Source organism: Nonlabens xylanidelens (assembly GCF_002934445.1).
Taxonomy (GTDB): domain Bacteria; phylum Bacteroidota; class Bacteroidia; order Flavobacteriales; family Flavobacteriaceae; genus Nonlabens; species Nonlabens xylanidelens.
The window spans coordinates 215,032-234,488 of record NZ_PTJE01000002.1 but is presented as its reverse complement, the minus strand read 5'-3'; the positions used below and the strand labels follow the sequence as shown (position 1 = coordinate 234,488).

Below are 19,457 nucleotides of genomic sequence, written 5' to 3'. Positions count from 1 at the left end.
GAATATGCGACCACACAAGGATTAGAGCGTAAAACTCGATGATTTGTTCATAAAACCGACAGATTGTTAATAACTATATGCTTTTAGAAGGTAAATGCGCTTAAGCCACGTCAAATCTAGCATCAGGATCAAATGTATATCCATTGAGTAGATCTTTTACTTTCATACGCTTTTTATTAGGTATTTGTATCTCATCTATCTCTATCATGTATTTACCACATGCTATCACCATTTTTCCTTCTTCTATAACAAAACTACCAGGAGTCATTTTATGGTCTTTTTCTATAACGGTAGATTTATGAATCTTAACCACCATAGCTTCTTTATTAATTAAGGTTGCCTTTGCAACAGGATATGGATATAAACCTCTTATAAGTGCATCTACTGTGCTTGCAGGTTGTTTAAAATCAATTAAAGTATTGCTATTATTTAATTTTGGTGCATCTTTTAAGTCCTGCGAGTCTTTTTGTATAGTAGTAGTTATGGTTCCTGCTGCTATATTATTTACTGTTTCTAAACTTAATGAAGCACCCATAGCCATTAAACGGCCATAAAGTGAGCCTACATCTTCTAGTGGTGCTATATTAGTTTCTTGATTTGCAATGATAGCACCGGTATCTATTTTTTCATCGATAAAGAAAGTGGTGACACCAGTTTTCTTTTCTTGGTTGATAATAGCCCAATTTATAGGTGCAGCACCTCGATATTGAGGTAATAAACTAGCATGTAGATTAAAGGTACCTAGTTCTGGCATTTTCCACACGGCCTGTGGTAACATTCTAAAAGCTACAATAACCTGCAGGTCTGCATTGTAAGATGCTAGTTCTTTTAAAAAATCTTCTGATTTTAAATTAGTAGGTTGTAAAACTGGTAGCTCATTTTCTACGGCGTACTTTTTTACGTCACTTTGGTTAATTTTTCTACCTCTACCGGCAGGTTTATCTGGCGCGGTAACTACAGCTACTATAGTATGGTGTGATTTATTTAAAGTATCTAAAACTCCAGTTGCAAATTCTGGGGTTCCAAAAAATACAATTCTCAATGATTTATTCATTTAATAGGTATTTATTATCATTAGTTACGGTTACTTTACCGCTTTCTAATAATGATTTTATTTCTGTTATGATTATTGATTTGGGCTGTTTAATAAGTCGTTCTATCTCTACTATATCTAGAGGTTCTTTTTGTAAAACATGCCATACTTTATGTGATATAGATGTAAGTGATTTATCTTTTAAACAGTTGCTACATTTACCACAGTTAGAGGTTGGTTTTTCTCCAAAATAAGCTAGTAACATACTATTAATACAGGTGTCTGTATTAGTTATCAATCTTACGAGTGCTTTTAACTTATCCAGTCGCAATTCATTCTGTCGTTCTAGTTCTTTAGAAAAACTATTGATTACACGCTCGTCATCTCTAGGTATTAAATAGGTTATTTGTAGATCTGTGTTAGTAATAGTGGCTTCTATTAATTCTTGATCATGTAATAATTGTAAGGTCTCGTAAACTTCGTTCTCACTAGTATTACTTCTCGTTGCAATTAATGCTGCATTGATTTGTAGCACCTGATTTGCACTACTACCATAGGTGCGCAAAATGGACTGTATGATAGCATTAACGACAGGCCTGTTTTGAGCAAAGTACATGATTTGTTTTCCGCTTTCGCGAAAGCGGACACTAGACCGTCTATGGTAACCTTGAGAAAGACTTATGACACTAAATCGCTCTAATGCGGTTAATGCGCTGTAGGCTTGCATACCGTTTAATTGATAGGTACTGCAAAATTGTGAAAATGATAAAGGATGTGTTTCTTGTTCACCTTCACCTAGTGCTATTCTCAAATAATTAGATAATTTGCGGTATATAAACTTGAGGTAAGCAGGAGTAGGCTGTGATTTTATGAACTGATTATAAGCATGCTCGAGGTCGTTGCGATTATAAATGCTGTAGGCTATGCTAGGTAATCCATCTCTACCGGCTCTCCCTGTTTCTTGATAGTAACTTTCTATACTATCTGGTAATTGCATATGGACTACTGTACGCACATCTGGTTTATCTATTCCCATACCGAAGGCGTTAGTCGCTACCATGACCAGCAACTGATTATGAAGCCATTGATCTGATGTTTTTGCTCTTAATTTATTGTTTAAACCGCCGTGGTAAAATCCTGCTGTAATACCATTATGTAACAGCTGTTGCGTGTATTCTACAGCATTTTTTCTACTTCTTACATAGGTAATGCTACTACCTGGATGTGTCGCATAAAAACTATTGAGCGAGCTTCTTTTATCACCAGTTTTATGGATATGATAATCTATATTACATCGCTCATAACTAGATTTAAAAACTCTATAATTATCAAATTCTAGGGTTTCTATAATATCTTTTTCTACGGTAGGAGTTGCTGTAGCGGTAACAGCTATAACAGGTACTCTGGGATGTAATTCTTTTAATATATGTATCTCTCGATATGCAGGTCTAAAATCATGTCCCCATTCACTAATACAATGTGCCTCATCCACAGCGATAAGGTTCACATTCATTTTAAGAATGCGTTCTTTTACTAATGACTGCTGTAAACGCTCTGGACTTAAGTATAGAAAATCATAACTGCCATAAATACAGTTATCTAAAACATTATCTAGATCTTGATAGGATATACCACCTGTAATACCTACCGCTTTTATATTGCGTTTTTTAAGTTGGTCTACCTGGTCTTTTATCAATGCAACAAGAGGCGAAATAACTATACATATTCCATCTAATTGTATGCCTGGTATTTGATAACAAATAGATTTACCACCAGCTGTAGGTAATAGAGCAAGCGTGTCTTTACCATCTAATACGTTAGAGATTATGTCCTTTTGTAAAGGTTTAAAGTTCTCATAACCGTAAACCGTGTTTAATATGTCTAACGATTTGTTGATCAATATTATAAATGGTTCTTTATAAAGTTAAACCTGCCTTCTATGTCTAGTTTAGGCACTTCTATAGGAGTATAGTTTAATTTAGTGTAAAAGCGTTTAAGAATATCACCTAATACGACCGCTTCTTCATAGCTTTCATAACGCTCTGCATCGCTTTCATAGATTTCTTCCCATGGTGGTAAGAAAAACACCTGGTCGTACCTGTGGTCGTCACATGCAGTCATGTATTCATCTGGGATATCATCACCGGTAAATACATGATAAGAAGGTACGTCTGGAATGCCTCTGTCATAAAAGTTTATTCCATTTACTGCCTCGTTATATTGAATAATACGGCCAGCAAGTAGTTGATTACTAAAAGCAAAAGGGTCTGTTAAAAATAATTGATCGATGCCTTCTTCTTGAGCCTTTGCGGTTACTTCTCTAGATATTTCATGATGGACTTTAAAACCATTAAGTTCTATCGTTTTAAGGACACTAGTTTTACCAGATCCTGGACCACCTATTATTAAGATTCTTTTCAACTTTTCCATAAAGTACAAAATAACTAAATCTATGCTTAGTAATCGTGTCTATCATGAATTATATTTGCATCGATATGATGGAAGGAAAAAAATCTGAAGAATTTTACGCAAAGTTGAAACTACAACTTGCTGATACCAGTTCATGGCCAGCAAAATATCTATATAAATTTATAGTTCCGTCTCAAGGGACGCAAATTAAAGAGATAGAAGATATATTTGATAATACAGGTGCTGTGATTAAAACTAAAGAATCTAGTAAAGGAACTTATACAAGTGTTTCTATCATGGTAAAGTTAAAAGATCCTGATGCTGTTATAGAAAAATACAAAGAGGTAAGTACTGTAGAAGGTGTTATATCACTTTAAGTAGATTAATTACAACTTTTTATGTATTTTGCAACACTTCACAACAAGTAATACATTTTCAATTTGATATCATCACTAGAATATAATACAGAGCGTAACCAGCTCGTTATACCTGAATATGGAAGACATATTCAAAAACTAGTTGAGCACTGTAGAGCGCTAGAAACTAAGGAAGAACGCAACCGTATGGCAACTGCCATTATAGGTGTGATGGGAAATCTGAATCCGCATTTAAGAGATGTAGCAGATTTTCAACATAAACTGTGGGATCAATTATTTGTAATTGCAAATTTTGATCTAGATGTAGACTCACCTTATCCTATTCCAGATAAGGAAGTTCTTGCAGCGAGACCAGCGAGAATGACTTATCCTCAAAAAAGACCTCGTTATAGGTTTTATGGAAATAATATCCAGAGCATGATTAACATCGCTTTAGGATGGGAGAAAGGAGAGAAGCGAGAGGCTTTAAGTTATATAATAGCAAATCACATGAAGAAATCTTTCCTTAACTGGAATAAAGACTCTGTAGATGATGCTGTTATTTTCAAACACTTGTTTGAATTAAGTAATGGAGAGATTAATCTTGCTGCCAAAGAAGAAGATCTTCTGGAATCTAAGTCTTTGATTTACCGTAACACGAGTAGTAATCGTGTTAGTAATAAAAACCATCGTCATCATAAAAAAGGTGGTCGCAGTAATAACAATAACAACAATAATAGAAGAAGAAGAAACTAATTCTTTTAATTCTTAAACATAAAAAAGTCCCTTTTTGCAATAAAAAGGGACTTTTTTATGTGTTAATTGAGAGTTATACAGACTTTCTAGTACTCTCTGTATTCATTCTCCATGCGTCTAACATCCATGTTGTAGTTTCTAACTCTCTGATATAAGCGCCTATTAAATCAATAGTACCCTCGTCTTCACATTCTCCGGCAGTTTCTACCACTTTTGCCATTTGTGTAAGAATACTTCCATGATCTTCAATCAGGTTGTTCACCATTTCTATATCGGTAAGCTCTGACTTAGTTTCTTTTAAGTTAGATAATTTTAAATAATCACTGTAGTTAGAAGTAGGTTGGTATCTTAAGGTCAATATACGCTCTGCAACTTCATCAATTTTTAAAATTGCGTCGTTGTACATTTCTTCAAATTTTACATGAAGATCAAAGAAAGAACGACCTACTATATTCCAGTGGTAATTTCTCAATTTCTGGTAGTATAGGTGATAATCTGCTAGGAGTATATTAAGTTCTTTACTGGTGTTTTTTGCTTTTTCTAAATCAAAATTTAAATAATTCATTTCTTGGTTATTTTAGTTTTTTAAACATTATATCACTGACATCTAATAGAAGACGCTACTTTACCATTATCGATTTGAATTCTAAGATTAATTAAAAATCTAGAAGACTATTTTATGGTTTTATGATGATATAAAGGTAGTTAGACATAACAACTCATGTTTTGAATATTGAGTTAAAATGTGTTTATGAAATCACAAATAGGTGTGAGTGATTAAAATATAGTAGAACTCTATGCAGCGATTTTTACTTTATCACAAAGAATCGCTCAAAGGTGCTGTCTTCTAATTGCATCCATATTAACGGTGCAAATCCACGTGATAGACTGGCTGTAGTTAGTTCTAAAATTTGAAGAAATGTAAAAGATTCCTCTAACTCTTGAGGTTTCATTTTCCACTCATACTTTTTAGGTAAGAAATAGATGTTTGATGTTTCCGCTTTCGCGAAAGCGGAATACTTAAAGTAATATCCCACAATACTAGCTTTATTAATGTACTTAAAGGAATGATTCCATAGCCTATGAGGAATAAACACATGCGCTATAAAACAGACCTCCTGATGCATTTTATGAACGTCCAGGTCAAATTGATCTAATATATCATGTGTATGTTCATTGTAAAGTAAGGGTAACTGGTGGTTTTTAAGGTGGTCGATTTTACGGACTAAATTATCCTTTCCATTAGGCCCTTGATACTTACTAAGCTCTTGTCTTATTGGGTCTTTATCACGTACATCTTTATCGATATCATAGATATAAAATTTGTAAACTAATTCTACATGAATAATTTGTTTACTGCGTTTTTCTTGTACGATGTAATCCAGTTCACCTATGGTAATTTTACCTTTAAAAACTTGTTGATTGGACACTAGTAAGTTATAGTTACTAGACTGCTCAATACAGAATTTAAAAAAATGTTCAGCTCTTTTACCTAAAACTGTTTTTTGAGGTATTATAGGTAAATCAATAGAGGCTTTCTCATTTAAATGGTCAAATTTGAGACTAGAGAAATGAAATTGATCAAGGCCTAATAATGTTCCTGACCATAGGGTAGCAGTGCTATAAAAGTTTTTAAATCTTGTTAGACTGTTATCCATTTATAATTTATGGTATTGTTTTTTAAGATAACTGCCAGCTGCAGGTCCTAGATTAAATAATAGATCTAAGCCACTTAATGGTTGTGTAAAACCATGCTTTTCTTGAAATACCTGAATGTATGAGTCTAGTTGAAATAAGGCATCACCTTTGGCCGTAATGAGTCTTTTTGCAAGTGCGTTATCCTCATAATTAACAACTCTATTTATAGTGCGATCTATTTGAAGATGGTGCATCAAAAAATGAAGGGTTTTTATATTCCACTCTAATAATGAAGATGGTATTTCCTTAAATAATTCTTCTAGGTCGTCTTGATAATATTCAAAATAGGGACTACTGTAATAAGCACTCTTTATACTCTTTAAATGCGTAGAAGCCCAGGCTTGTGAATTATCTATTTCTATCGAACTGTACAGTACAGAATGTCCTTTTTTTTGATGAACAATAGGAATGTTAAGTGCTAGTTTACCATTTGCTGCAGCAATGTAACATCTGTTTCTATAAGTTTGTTTTACATAACTATCCTGCTGCTCGAGAATAATATTCTGAGCATGATGTATATGAATGAGTGTAATGACATCCACAAAGTAGGAGGGATGAATAATCAAATCATTCATAGCCATAGATTATTAAGAGTTTTCCTGATTCTTTTTCTTATTACTCATGATCTTTTTAACCACAAAGTAACCACCTAATACTACTAAGAAATAAACTAAGTAAGAAGTAGGCTGTCCAGATCCATTTACTGTAGTAAACATTCTTTCAAACCTAAATGCAGACGTAAATGATTTATTACCGTCATAACTCATCCATACAAATACTGGTTTACCAACTACGTGATTAAATGGTACATAACCCCAGAATCTACTATCTAGACTATTATCACGATTATCACCCATGAGCCAGTAATAATCTTGCTTAAATGTATAAGAGGTAAGAGGCTGGCCATTTAGTAACACTTTATTTCCTTTAAGAGTTATATCGTTAAAGATATTCATCTCACTACCTTCATAAACTTCAATGATTCTCTCAAAGTAAGAGATGTTTTTGTAGTCGATGTCTACGGTCATACCTTCGGCAGGAATTAAAAATGGATCGCGGTCATCATTATTGTTAGATAATCTACCATCATATGGAAAAGCATTGGGCTTATTGTATATAGTAGATATGTCATTGCGGTCTCTTAAATCTTTGCGATAAGGTGTTGCTAGTTCTTGATTTCGCATTTCGGCAGACGTGATAATACCATCCTTAGTAAGCTGCTCGATGGCTTTATCTGTTGCTGTTAATTGTAGTTTGTTAGGATTAGCATCTCTATCTGGCTGATATATGTTTTCAGTTATATCATATTTCTCGATCATATAAGCTTGATCTGCCATAAGATCTAATCTTGTTGTGATTACGCTATAAATATGCTGTGGTCTGGCACGTTCTGGTAAAATAAGTTCTTCACCATTAATGTATATAACACCATCTTTCATAGACATGGTATCACCAGCTATAGCAACACATCTCTTTACATAATTAGATTTCTTATCAATAGGTTTGTAATGGTATTTACCATCGTCATTAGGATAAGAATTAATGGTATCTGTAGGATAGTTAAATACCACGATGTCATTGCGTTCTATTTTTTGAAAACCAGGTATTCTAGTGTATGGTAACTGTGGTCTTGCTAGATAGCTTTTTACTCCTAAGACAGGAATGGTATCGTGTACCATAGGTGCGGCGATAGGAGTCATAGGTAATCTAGCACCGTAATGGAATTTACTTACAAAAAGAAAATCACCTGTAAGCAATGTTTTTTCTAATGAAGAAGTAGGAATAATAAATGGTTGCATTACATAGGTGTGAACTATAGTTGCTGCTATTACTGCAAATAGAATAGAATTAGTCCATTCTCCAGCACTAGTTCTAGGGTCTAAACTTCTATCATGTATATAATTAAGTGGTTGCGTGTAGTTGATGTAATAGATATAAAAACCAAAAGTCACCACTCCTAGAGTCGTATCTATCGCTTTATTGTAACCAAAGGATCTCAAGGTATCTACCCATATAACTATAAACATTAAAAGGTTTACTACCGGTAAGAAAAGTAAAATAGTCCACCACCATGGTCTATTCATTATTTTCATTAATGTAACCGCATTAAATACAGGTACAAATGCTTGCCATGCTTTAAAACCTGCAGCGACATACATTTTCCAGGTTCCTAATCCGTGAACTAACTGGATTAAGATAAATACGATTAACCATTCTGTCCAATTCATATTGTTATATTGTAGTATGATAGATAGTTGTAGAGATTATTATAACCCTAAAACATCTTTCATTGTGTAAATTCCTTTTTTATTAATAATCCACTCTGCAGCTATAACACTACCTAATGCAAAACCATCTCTAGTATGTGCGGTGTGAGTTATTTCTATACTATCTATTTCGTTTTGATAGGTAACGCTGTGAGTTCCTTTGACATCTTCTTCTCTCAAAGCTTCAATTGAAACAGAATCTTCTTTGAGATCTGTTCCTAAATGCCAGTTTTCTTTGCTTACGCTTTTTGCTAGTCCTTCAAATAAAGTTATAGCCGTACCACTAGGCGCATCTTTCTTTTCTGTATGATGGATTTCTTGCATCTTAACATCATATTCTTTGAACTGACTCATCATTGCGGCAAGTTTTTTATTAAGTTCAAAGAAAATATTAACTCCTAGACTAAAGTTAGACGCATAAACCATACTTGATTTATGTTCTTTAATCATATCAGTTACCTCGCCTAAATTTTCATTCCACCCAGTAGTACCGCAAATAATAGGTATTTGAGTAGGAATAAGATATTTGAGGTTATTCATTACGCTTTCTGGACTAGTAAACTCTATAATAACATCTGCCTTTGTGATGTCTTCCATAGAGTCATTGCGACCTATTCTAGTAACCACAGTATGTCCTCTTTCTAGAGCTATTTTTTCAATGGTTTTACCCATTTTACCATATCCTAATAATGCAATTTTCATATTAAAAATTATAGGTGAGATTAAATCCGTAGGTGTTACCTATAGCTAGTGTGTTGTAATCCATATAAGGTAGAAAAGTTAAATTACGATCTACACTAAACTGGCTCAAATGCCCGTCTACGTTTGCATCAATTATTTGCAATACATATAGACCTGCTGTAATTAAAAGGCTTAATTCTTTATTACGTTGTGAGGTTCTTTGCGCTCTTTCTAGCCCTTCTGTAGTTATTATGGGAGTTCCGTCTGCATTAGAGAACTCATCATTTGTACCACCAGCTAGACGTATTCTAAAAGCATCTCTTAAACGATTGTATTCTTTATCATTAACTGTATACACATAAATAGGAATACCTACTGCAGCTAGGGCAAGAGGTACTTTCCAATACTTCTTATTGTATGCCTGACCTAAACCTGGCACAATAGCGCTATAAAAAGCAGCTTTTGCAGGTCGGTTTGCATCATATACAGTGGCAACACTATCCTGTGCCACAAGTAATGGACCAAAATTAGGGTTAGGATCTGGCTGTGTTTGTGCAAATCCAGCAAAGCCTATAAAAAGTATTATGTAAATTATGTATTTACTCATTGATTAACTTTACAATGCGTTCAAAGTCCGCTTTAGAAGCATAGTTAATAGTAATTTTTCCTTTACCACTGCTTGACATAGTCGTAGTAACTTTTGTGTCTAGTAAAGAATTAAGCTCAGATGTTTTTTGAGATATATTTTCTGGCAGGGACTTCGTTTTAGTCTGCTTTCGCGGAAGCGAGTCCGTTTTAGACTCCTTAACCATTTTTTCAGTTTCTCTTACAGAAAGACCACCACTCAATACCTTTTGATATATATCTAGCTGTTGGTCCAGACTGTCTATAGTGATTAAAGCACGTCCATGTCCCATAGAGATAAAACCATCTCTCATACCTGTCTGAATGATAGGGTCTAACTTTAAAAGGCGCAAGTAGTTTGCAATAGCACTTCTAGATTTTCCTACACGCTCACTCATTTGCTCTTGTGTAAGATCTATTTCTTCAATTAATCTTTGATAAGAAAGAGCTATTTCAATAGGATCTAAATCCTGACGCTGGATATTTTCTACCAGTGCCATTTCTAGTGATTCTTGATCGTTTGCTAGACGTACATATGCTGGTACAGTTTCTAGTCCTAATAACTTAGAAGCACGACATCTACGTTCTCCAGAAACTAGTTCATATTTACCAAAACCTTTCTTACGTACTGTAATAGGTTGTATAACACCTAGTTCTTTAATAGAAGAAGCCAGCTCTTTAAGTTGCTCTTCATTAAAACTAGTTCTAGGTTGAAAAGGGTTCATGTCGATATCCTTCAATGGAAGATCGATCACGTTACCTACTATCTTATCTGCATTTTTATCTGCAGTAGATTTAATATCGTTGCTAGGGTCTTTTAAAAGAGCAGATAATCCTCTTCCTAGCGCTTGTTTTTTAGTTGCTTTGGCCATTTTGCTTAAGCGTTTTTCTGTATAAGTTCATTAGCAAGGCTCAGGTAATTCTCAGATCCTTTACTAGATGCGTCATAATTAATAATGCTCTCACCATAAGAAGGTGCTTCACTTAAACGCACATTACGTTGAATGATTGTCTTAAAAGTTAATCCTTCAAAATGTTGATTTACTTCTTCTACTACCTGATTAGAAAGCCTTAACCTGCTGTCGTACATAGTTAGTAATAGACCTTCTATATCTAAATTTGTATTATGGATTTTCTGTACACTTTTTACTGTGTTTAATAATTTACCTAGACCTTCTAGTGCAAAGTATTCACATTGAATAGGTATAAGAACAGAATTACTAGCAGTAAGGGCATTTAAAGTTAATAATCCTAGTGAAGGAGCACAGTCTATAATAATATAGTCATAGTTATCTTGAATGCTAGCAAGTGCTGTACGCATCATGTATTCACGACTCTCTTTGTCTACTAGTTCTATTTCTATAGCCACTAGATCTATATGAGCAGGTATAATATCTACATTAGGAGATTCTGTTTGTAACACTAGGTCTGCGGCAGGGACAGAGTTTTCAATAAGTTGGTAAGTACCTTGTTCTATTTCTTCAACGTCTAAGCCTAGTCCAGAAGTAGCATTAGCCTGCGGATCTGCATCTATTAACAATACTTTCTTTTCTAATACTCCTAGACATGCTGCAAGATTAACTGCTGTAGTTGTTTTACCTACGCCACCTTTTTGATTTGCTATAGCAATTATTTTACCCATGGAATCTTTATGATTTTAAAACGCTAAAGTAAATATTTTACAGCGGATTTTTATCAATAATCTTCTTTTAGGTAGTTTGCTTTTCAACAATAAAGAATAGAAATCGTTATTTCATTGATTTTGAGCTCTAGAATGTAATTTTGAAAATATACATTTTAACTTTTATCGCACTAGTTCTCCTTAAGAACTAACTTTGTAAAATGAAAAAACTACTAGTAATAGGTAAAAACTGGCCAGAACCGCAAACCACTGCTGCAGGATATAGAATATTACAGTTATTAGAGGTTTTTCAAGAAGATGGTTATCAAGTTATTTTTAGTTGCGCAGGATTTAAATCGGCATACTCTGTAGATTTAGGAGCCTTAGATATTATTGAAAAAGAGATCTTGCTTAATGACTCTAGTTTTGATCAATATATAAAGGAATTAAGACCTGATATAGTGTTATATGATCGCTTCATGACCGAAGAGCAATACAGCTGGCGAGTAAAAGATAACAGTCCAGATACTTTACATATTCTAGATACAGAAGATTTACATTTTTTAAGAAAGGCTAGGGAAGTAGCTGTTAAAAATGGGACTGATGTTAGTTTTTATAATGATGCTGCCATAAGAGAAATTGCAGCTATTTATCGCTGTGATCTTAGTATAATCATATCAAAGGTAGAGCATGATGTTTTGATAAACAGTTTTGACATACCGGTAAATAAACTAGTTTACATTCCTTTCTTATATAAGGCTGATAAATTAAAAACCTCTTTACCTAAATCTTTTAACGAGAGATCTAATGTTGTGATGATAGGTAATTCTCTCCATCAACCTAATTATGATTCTATCTTGTATCTTAAAAATGAGATATGGCCACAGATTAGAAAGCAATTACCAGATGTAGAAGTACATATTTACGGTGCTTATCAAAATCAAAGCATAGAACAATTACACAACCTTAAGCAAGGTTTTATAGTTAAAGGTTTTGCAACAAATGCTATTAAAACACTGCAGGAATATCGATTGTTATTAGCTCCATTACGTTTTGGTGCAGGTTTGAAGGGTAAGATATTTGACGCTTTGCATGCCGCTACACCAGTAGCAATGTCACAAATAGCAGCCGAAGGAATGTTTAATGGTAAGCAAGAATTTGGTTTTACCGAGGACGATATAGATGCTTATGTAGGTAAAGTGATAAGCTTGTATCAAAATCCTAGAAAATGGCATGAGTTAAGCGATAGTTCTTCAAGAATTTTAGAAAATAATTATTCCCATTCCGCTTTCGCGAAAGCGTTATTATTTAAAATATCTAGTTTAACAAATGTTAATAATGATTTATCAAGCAAGGATGATTTTTTTATAAAAATGCTAAATTTTCATTCAAATTCTCGTTACAAATACCTTTCTAAATGGATCGATTTAAAGAATAATTCTTATTAATTATGGTGTTGTTTTTACAATTGATTAACCACTACGTATTTCATCGATAATTAAAACGGTATGTCGTTTTATATGCTTTTTGAGAGTAATACATTCTCTTTATTCACTTAAAAAGGGAAAATTAACAATAGGTTTTACCGTATAAAAACTTAACTATTACTCATTTTATCGATGAAAAACGTATTTTTAACTGAATATTTAAAATTAAATTTAAACTATATTGCTGTTATACAGTGTTTTAGGTAAGGTAGTTGATTATTGTGTATGCATAGCATAATGAAATGCTTTTTTGTAGTTCATCGATTATTTATACTTGTTGACTTGTTTTAAAGTATAGGGATATGATTAAAAAATTACTCAATAAAAAGAAAAGTTTTCTATTAGGATTACTGATAATCCTTGCGATACCTGCATATGGACAGATCACTGTTTTTAATGCAGATTTTACTACAGGGTTAGGAGACAGTGCATGGACTTACCAAACAGTTAGCGGTTTACCTTTTCAAAGAGGTACAACTGGTTCTCATGCTGGTGGCATAACTAGTTATCAATTTACAGGAATGAATTCTGGTCTTTATAATAACAATACAAATATCTCTACCACATCGCCTAATATTGATTTAACAGGTTACGAAAGATTGATTTTATCGTTAGACATTAGCATAAATACATTTACTAACGATGGAATGGAGATAGAGTATACCAATGATAATGGAGTAAACTGGCATAAATTAGGGAAAATAAATGATGAAGCTATTAATTGGTATAATACTTCTAGGTCTTTTATTGTTTCAGGTGCAACTGTTAATCGTAGTGTTTGGCAAGGAAATAGCAGTGGTTGGTTTACTGCATCAATAGACTTGCCTTCTCAAGCCTTTGATGATCAATCTGCCGTCCACTTTCGTGTCAATTTTGATAGTAACGGTAGTTTTCAAAATGTAGGTGTAGCTTTTGATAATTTTAAAATTACTGGTTATCCTCAATTAAATCATAATTATTCTGCTTGTGGTTCTGGAATCCAAGAAGATTTAGAATTATGGCTAAATGCAGAAACATTGAATAGTCTGTCAGATGGTGATTTAGTTAGTGAATGGACTAATAGTGCTACACTAGTCCCTGTTTCTAATATTAGTGCAGAGTGGACTAACGCCAAGTCTACTAACGGTAGCGAACCTACTTACCACGATAATGTCGCTAATAATACAAATTTTAACCCTGTAGTATCTTTTGATGGAACAAAGTCTATGTTTGGGAAATCTGGCTTTTTTAATAAAGACATTTATTTAGTTATAAATCCTACTGCTACTATTAGTGCAGCAAGAGCTACAGAAGATGTTTTTTTAGGAGATGACTATACTTCAGACGATCAAAATCAAGATATTACTGGAGTTTCAATTAATGATACTTCTGCACGATATGGAGCCTCTAAAGATATTGTAGCCTACAATCAAGGAGCACAGGGCAAATATGGTAAAGCCATTATACATCCAACATTAGTTTATGATCGACCTGTTATTTTTAACGCTCGTTTAAATGCAGCTGGAGATGCTATGGATTTATATCTGGATGGTGTAGACTTGGGAGCAACTTTAGACCCATCTCTCTCAGAAGAAGTAAATCTTGCCACTTTCAATAATATTTTAAATTCAAGATATTGGTTAGGTAGGTCAGAGTTTTTTGGACCTAGTTATACAGGAGATATTCTTGAAATAATGTCCTATTCAGAGCGTAAGTCAGATGTAGACCGCAAGCGTATAGAATCTTATCTAGCCATGAAATTTGGTATAACTCTAGGTTTATTTCCTGACACGACTCTAGGTCTACCACATGTGCCTGGTTTTTATGTAGACTCTGATGGTAATGATCTATGGAATAGTACTTTACACCCAGGTTTTACTTATAATGTCACCGGTATAGGTCGCGATGACTGTAATGTTTTAAATCAAAAACAGGCAAAAAGTATTGACCCTAATACTTTTATCACCATAGGATTAGGTGATATATATGACACTAACCATAATAACCCTAATACGTTTGAAGATAGCGGAGATTTCTTAATGTGGGGTAGTACCATTTCTACATTAAATGCATTACCTAGTCCTCTAGAAGTAAATTTGGGACCTAGCCTAGTAACTACATTTACAGATGTAACAGAACGTACCTGGAAGTTTAAGGAAATTTCACAAAATGCTAACGATATACCAGAGGTTAAAATTTCTGTTTCTACTGCAGGTTTAGCTTCTTTACCAGCATTAGTCGGTAATGATGCTTATGTTATGATTATTGCAGACGATAAAGATTTTACCACAAATATTGAAACTAAGTTTTTGAAGACTGTAGGCGCAAATCAAGAGGCTTATCATGATTTTGATAATGTTAAGTTCGTGAAATTCGGTGTTGCACACGAAGTAATTGAGCCTAGAGATATCTTGTTCGACGGTTCTGATGATTATGTAGCAATGGATGACGAGGTTGAATTTACTGGTAATTATTCTATATCTGCTTGGGTTAATACTAATGGGTCTAACGATAGTAATACTAATAAAACCATTGTTTCTAAAAGAGCAAACGGTGTAGATGGGTATCATTTCTATCTTACTGATGATAATCGTGTTGCTATGACGCATAATGGTGTTTCTACCATAATGTCAAATACAGCACTTTCTAACAATGTATGGAGATATGTAACCTTTACCTATGCGGGAAGCACAGCAAACATTTATATAGATGGCGTTTTAGACATAACTCAAGATATTCTTAGTCCTATAAATAATGATTCAAGATTTTGTATCGGATCTAGATATGTAGATAAGAATACTATCGTAGATAATTTTTCAGGTAGTCTAGATGAAATTAGAATATTTTCAAATAGTATTACTCAAAGAGAATTACGCTTTATAATGAATCAGGAACTAGAGAAAAGCGGCACAGGGATAAAAGGTTCTGTCATACCAGAAACTATAACTAGAAATGATATCTCTGGAATGTTATGGACAGATCTAGAGGCTTATTTTAATATGAATACTTATATAGGTACTCACTTAAATGATGCGTCTGGTAATGGACATAGAGGTAGTTTAATACAGCCAGATAATTTTAGTATTAATGAGCAAACAGCACCATTACCATATATTACTACTACAGACGGTAATTGGAATAATGATAGTAGTTGGGTTAATGGTAGTGTTAATTTTGTACCAGGTGCAAGAAGAGTTATTAATGGCGTTAACAAAGTAATTAATTGGAATATAGTAGAGGTAGATCATGAAATGGTTGCCGATAATAAGAACTATAAGTTTCTAGGATTAGATGTAAGCAGTACAGGTAAGTTATCTACAGATAATGATAGAGCAATAATTGTTTCTCATATTTTGACTTTAGATGGCTTTATCGATTTACAAGGAGAGTCTCAACTAGTTCAAAGTAGAGATAGTGATTTGATACCATCTACTACAGGTAAGATAGAAATAGATCAACAAGGTACTTCTAATACGTATGATTATAACTATTGGACATCACCAGTGAGTATTATTACTGATGGAGTTAACAATAATGGTTTTGATATTGCTAGTGTTCTTAAAGATGGTACTTTAATCGATAATCCTAGAGATATAACCTTTACTGGTACAGGAGTTAGAGATGGTGCACCTGGTACCGCATCAGTTGCTGCTACCATTTCAGGTAGATGGTTGTATAAATATGGTAATACTACTAGTAATACCTATGCAAACTGGGAGTATGCTGGTCCTACAGGAATTCAGCTAGCAGGAGAAGGTTGGACTATGAAAGGAACCGGAGCCTCAGGTCCTATACAGAACTACATTTTTGTAGGTAAGCCTAATAATGGAGATATAAACCTTGACATAGATAATGGAAATGATTATTTAATCGGTAATCCATATCCTAGTGCTTTGGATGCTCATGATTTTATTTCAGATAATCCAGATACAGATGGAACAGTTTATTTTTGGGAACATTGGGGTGGTGACACTCATATTTTAGCCAGTTATCAAGGTGGTTATGCCACTTATAACTATTCTGGAGGTGTAGGTAATGCGACTTTTGGAACTTCTAATCCAGATGTAAATCAAGGTGGTGTCCCGACTAAATTGCCTAAACGATACATACCAGTAGGTCAGGGGTTCTTTGTAACTGGTATTAACGATGGTGGACAAATTAGATTTAGAAACGGCCAACGAGAATTTGAAAAAGAATCTGACGGAGAGAGTATATTTGTAGCTGCACCAGGTAGTGACCCTATTCTTAGCGATGGTGCTATCAACACATCAAGAGATACTAGATTAAAGATAAGATTAGGTTTTGACTCTTCTAACTTAATTCACAGACAGCTATTGCTTACGGTAGATTCTTTGACTACTTATCAAGTAGATAGAGGTTATGATGGTAGACTGTTAGATGAGCAAATAGATGATATGTCCTGGATAGTAAACACAGATAAACTTACCATACAAGGAGTGCCATCTATTGAGAACGGAGCAGCGTTACCGTTATTTATTAAATTAAAAGATGATAGTAACTTTAGTATTACCATAGATGATTTACTTAATGTATTACCTACTCAAAATATTTTTATTAGGGATAATGTTTTAAATACGTATGTAAACTTAATGAACGGCGATTACACAAGTCCAGTATTAACTGCTGGTACTTATGAAGACAGGTTTTCTGTAGTGTTTACATTACCAGAAACTTTGAGCAATGAATTAGAACAACTAGATGAAACAGATCTTGTGGTGTTTACTCCTAATCATGTTACTGAGGTGCACATTAAAAAGCCTGTAGAAATAGAAATAAGTGATTTATACTTAATCAATATGCTGGGCCAGCAAGTAAGAACATATGACATGACTGGAAAAATGGGTGTCCTTAAATTGGATGTATCACAAATAGCTAGTGGTAATTATCTTATAAAAATGAATACCAATCTAGGAGTAGTTACTAAAAAGGTAATTATTAAATAAACGATTAACTCGCTTGATGAATTAAAAGGTCTGTGTTTACAATAACACAGACTTTTTTTATACAAACTTTTAAAAGGTAGTACGATCTGGTATGTATTTAATTGAGTTTTAGTCGTTATAATTCCGCTTTCGCGAAAGCGGAACACAAAAAAAGCTCGATTCTATGAACCGAGCTTTAATAGTATAAATGAAACTGTAACGTTATTCTGTAACAGATTCTTCAAAGTTAACCTGAACCTGTCCTTTCAGAATGTCTGCCATGGTCTCACGCTCTCTAATAACGTGTGATTTACCATTGTACCAAAGTACCTCGGCAGGTCTATATCTAGAGTTGTAATTACTAGCCATGGAGTAACAATAAGCACCAGCGTTAGAGAATGAAAGAATATCACCTTCAGTAATTTCAGCTATCTGGCGGTTGTTTGCAAATGTGTCTGTTTCACAAATATATCCCACAATGCTGTAGAATCTATTCTTACCATCTGGGTTAGAAATATTTCTTATACCATGGTAAGAACCATATAACATAGGTCTTATTAAATGATTAAATCCAGAGTCTATCCCTGCAAATACAGTAGATGTGGTCTGTTTTACAACATTGACCTGTGCAAGAAACTGACCAGATTCACTAACTAAAAACTTTCCTGGTTCAAAAGCCATGGTAATATCACGGCCGTATTCTTTACAAAATTTATTAAAACGCTCACTTAATTGAGCTCCTAGATCTTCAATATCTGTAGAAACATCACCTTCTTTATAAGGTACTTTAAATCCACTACCAAAATCTATGAATTCTAAATCCTTAAATTTTGCAGCAGTTTCAAAAAGAATTTCTGTTGCATATAGAAATACACCTATATCTAGAATATCGCTACCAGTATGCATGTGCACACCATTTACATTCATACCTGTGTTTTCTACAATGCGTAGGATGTGTGGTATTTGATGAATGGATATACCAAATTTACTATCGATGTGACCCACAGAAATATTTGCATTTCCACCAGCCATAACGTGTGGATTTATCCTTACACAAACAGGTGTGTTAGGATGCTTAGAACCGAATTGTTCTAGTATAGAAAGGTTATCGATGTTTATTTGTACGCCTTTTTCTGCAACCTTTTCTATTTCTTCTAGTGATACACCGTTAGGAGTAAAAATAATTTTCTTAGGGTCTACACCAGCGGCCAGACCTAATTCTACCTCTTGTAGACTCACGGTATCGAGTCCAGCGCCTAACTGTTTAAAAAGTTTCAAGATAGAGATGTTAGACAGCGCTTTTACAGCATAATGTATTCTTAGATTCTTAGCCTTATCAAAGGCAGAAACTAAACGTTGATACTGTGCTACAATGACCTCTGCATCATAGACATAAACCGGACTACCGTGTTCTCGGGCTATGTTTAATAAATCTTGATTATTCATGTTAAAAAATTAAGCCCACAAAAGTAATAGACTAGAGGAATTAAAAGTCAATATTTTCTTAAAAATTCCATTTATTATAAGATACTTGTGCATAATTGAGGAATATCTATAAAATAAGAATTCTTTTAGAAGGATTTGTTTCAAATTCAAGGTTCAC

Annotated in this window: 16 protein-coding genes; 4 read left to right on the top strand and 12 right to left on the bottom strand. The window is 33.8% G+C overall.

Going from position 1 to position 19,457, the window contains the following annotated elements; translation table 11 throughout:
* Positions 1–100 precede the first annotated feature (100 nt).
* The 3 genes from fmt to LY01_RS06150 are packed head-to-tail and all read right to left on the bottom strand — an operon-like array spanning position 101 to position 3,463.
* On the bottom strand, positions 101–1,054 hold the full coding sequence (gene fmt / locus LY01_RS06160) for a methionyl-tRNA formyltransferase (RefSeq protein WP_104514953.1): 954 nt from the start codon (positions 1,052–1,054) through the stop codon (positions 101–103).
* Positions 1,047–2,933, bottom strand: coding sequence for a RecQ family ATP-dependent DNA helicase (locus tag LY01_RS06155; RefSeq protein WP_104514952.1), 1,887 nt, complete (start codon positions 2,931–2,933; stop codon positions 1,047–1,049). Before LY01_RS06155 ends, fmt begins: the two co-directional genes overlap by 8 nt.
* Before the next feature lie 2 nt (positions 2,934–2,935).
* On the bottom strand, positions 2,936–3,463 hold the full coding sequence (locus tag LY01_RS06150) for an AAA family ATPase (RefSeq protein ID WP_104514951.1): 528 nt from the start codon (positions 3,461–3,463) through the stop codon (positions 2,936–2,938).
* Between the two features lie 68 nt (positions 3,464–3,531).
* On the opposite strand from LY01_RS06150, the gene LY01_RS06145 reads away from it, so the two are divergent.
* Both LY01_RS06145 and LY01_RS06140 read left to right on the top strand, forming a co-directional pair.
* Positions 3,532–3,819, top strand: a complete 288-nt coding sequence (locus LY01_RS06145) for a DUF493 family protein (RefSeq protein WP_104514950.1) — start codon at positions 3,532–3,534, stop codon at positions 3,817–3,819.
* 63 nt (positions 3,820–3,882) lie between these two features.
* The gene (locus LY01_RS06140; RefSeq protein WP_104514949.1) at positions 3,883–4,554 is read left to right on the top strand and encodes a DUF4290 domain-containing protein; all 672 of its coding nucleotides are present in this window, start codon (positions 3,883–3,885) and stop codon (positions 4,552–4,554) included.
* A gap of 73 nt (positions 4,555–4,627) precedes the next feature.
* Here the strand turns inward: LY01_RS06140 and LY01_RS06135 are convergent, their stop codons facing one another.
* The 8 genes from LY01_RS06135 to LY01_RS06100 form a co-directional block, all read right to left on the bottom strand.
* Positions 4,628–5,119, bottom strand: coding sequence for a Dps family protein (locus LY01_RS06135; RefSeq protein ID WP_104514948.1), 492 nt, complete (start codon positions 5,117–5,119; stop codon positions 4,628–4,630).
* Positions 5,120–5,363: 244 nt separating this feature from the next.
* A complete protein-coding gene (locus LY01_RS06130) occupies positions 5,364–6,212 on the bottom strand; it encodes a DUF1853 family protein (RefSeq protein WP_104514947.1) in 849 nt (282 codons plus the stop codon).
* Positions 6,213–6,827 (bottom strand): WbqC family protein, encoded by a 615-nt coding sequence (locus tag LY01_RS06125; RefSeq protein WP_104515202.1) that lies wholly within the window; start codon positions 6,825–6,827, stop codon positions 6,213–6,215.
* Positions 6,828–6,839: 12 nt separating this feature from the next.
* Positions 6,840–8,480, bottom strand: coding sequence for a signal peptidase I (gene lepB, locus LY01_RS06120; RefSeq protein ID WP_104514946.1), 1,641 nt, complete (start codon positions 8,478–8,480; stop codon positions 6,840–6,842).
* A gap of 39 nt (positions 8,481–8,519) precedes the next feature.
* On the bottom strand, positions 8,520–9,221 hold the full coding sequence (gene dapB / locus LY01_RS06115) for a 4-hydroxy-tetrahydrodipicolinate reductase (protein ID WP_104514945.1): 702 nt from the start codon (positions 9,219–9,221) through the stop codon (positions 8,520–8,522).
* A 1-nt stretch (position 9,222) separates the two neighbouring features.
* Complete coding sequence (locus tag LY01_RS06110; protein ID WP_245890648.1) at positions 9,223–9,807, bottom strand: DUF5683 domain-containing protein; 585 nt, start codon at positions 9,805–9,807, stop codon at positions 9,223–9,225.
* On the bottom strand, positions 9,800–10,696 hold the full coding sequence (locus LY01_RS06105; RefSeq protein WP_104514944.1) for a ParB/RepB/Spo0J family partition protein: 897 nt from the start codon (positions 10,694–10,696) through the stop codon (positions 9,800–9,802). The genes LY01_RS06110 and LY01_RS06105 overlap by 8 nt, the downstream gene beginning before the upstream one ends.
* A 5-nt stretch (positions 10,697–10,701) precedes the next feature.
* A complete protein-coding gene (locus LY01_RS06100; RefSeq protein WP_104514943.1) occupies positions 10,702–11,466 on the bottom strand; it encodes a ParA family protein in 765 nt (254 codons plus the stop codon).
* Positions 11,467–11,666: 200 nt separating this feature from the next.
* Between LY01_RS06100 and LY01_RS06095 the strand changes: the two genes are divergently transcribed.
* Together LY01_RS06095 and LY01_RS06090 are read left to right on the top strand one after the other, a co-directional pair.
* Positions 11,667–12,893: a glycosyltransferase gene (locus tag LY01_RS06095; RefSeq protein ID WP_104514942.1), complete on the top strand. Its 1,227-nt coding sequence runs from the start codon at positions 11,667–11,669 to the stop codon at positions 12,891–12,893.
* A gap of 341 nt (positions 12,894–13,234) precedes the next feature.
* Positions 13,235–17,875 (top strand): LamG-like jellyroll fold domain-containing protein, encoded by a 4,641-nt coding sequence (locus LY01_RS06090; protein ID WP_104514941.1) that lies wholly within the window; start codon positions 13,235–13,237, stop codon positions 17,873–17,875.
* Between the two features lie 201 nt (positions 17,876–18,076).
* On the opposite strand, the gene lysA is transcribed toward LY01_RS06090, so the two are convergent.
* Positions 18,077–19,300 (bottom strand): diaminopimelate decarboxylase, encoded by a 1,224-nt coding sequence (gene lysA / locus LY01_RS06085; RefSeq protein ID WP_104514940.1) that lies wholly within the window; start codon positions 19,298–19,300, stop codon positions 18,077–18,079.
* Positions 19,301–19,457 lie beyond the last annotated feature (157 nt).

What these genes read in the sequence shown, in the direction of transcription:
- fmt (WP_104514953.1), bottom strand. Translation starts at nt 1,054, where the DNA reads ATGAATAAATCATTGAGAATTGTATTTTTTGGAACCCCAGAATTTGCA.
- LY01_RS06150 (WP_104514951.1), bottom strand. Translation starts at nt 3,463, where the DNA reads ATGGAAAAGTTGAAAAGAATCTTAATAATAGGTGGTCCAGGATCTGGT.
- LY01_RS06145 (WP_104514950.1), top strand. Translation starts at nt 3,532, where the DNA reads ATGGAAGGAAAAAAATCTGAAGAATTTTACGCAAAGTTGAAACTACAA.
- LY01_RS06135 (WP_104514948.1), bottom strand. Translation starts at nt 5,119, where the DNA reads ATGAATTATTTAAATTTTGATTTAGAAAAAGCAAAAAACACCAGTAAA.
- LY01_RS06130 (WP_104514947.1), bottom strand. Translation starts at nt 6,212, where the DNA reads ATGGATAACAGTCTAACAAGATTTAAAAACTTTTATAGCACTGCTACC.
- LY01_RS06125 (WP_104515202.1), bottom strand. Translation starts at nt 6,827, where the DNA reads ATGAATGATTTGATTATTCATCCCTCCTACTTTGTGGATGTCATTACA.
- lepB (WP_104514946.1), bottom strand. Translation starts at nt 8,480, where the DNA reads ATGAATTGGACAGAATGGTTAATCGTATTTATCTTAATCCAGTTAGTT.
- dapB (WP_104514945.1), bottom strand. Translation starts at nt 9,221, where the DNA reads ATGAAAATTGCATTATTAGGATATGGTAAAATGGGTAAAACCATTGAA.
- LY01_RS06110 (WP_245890648.1), bottom strand. Translation starts at nt 9,807, where the DNA reads ATGAGTAAATACATAATTTACATAATACTTTTTATAGGCTTTGCTGGA.
- LY01_RS06105 (WP_104514944.1), bottom strand. Translation starts at nt 10,696, where the DNA reads ATGGCCAAAGCAACTAAAAAACAAGCGCTAGGAAGAGGATTATCTGCT.
- LY01_RS06100 (WP_104514943.1), bottom strand. Translation starts at nt 11,466, where the DNA reads ATGGGTAAAATAATTGCTATAGCAAATCAAAAAGGTGGCGTAGGTAAA.
- LY01_RS06095 (WP_104514942.1), top strand. Translation starts at nt 11,667, where the DNA reads ATGAAAAAACTACTAGTAATAGGTAAAAACTGGCCAGAACCGCAAACC.
- LY01_RS06090 (WP_104514941.1), top strand. Translation starts at nt 13,235, where the DNA reads ATGATTAAAAAATTACTCAATAAAAAGAAAAGTTTTCTATTAGGATTA.
- lysA (WP_104514940.1), bottom strand. Translation starts at nt 19,300, where the DNA reads ATGAATAATCAAGATTTATTAAACATAGCCCGAGAACACGGTAGTCCG.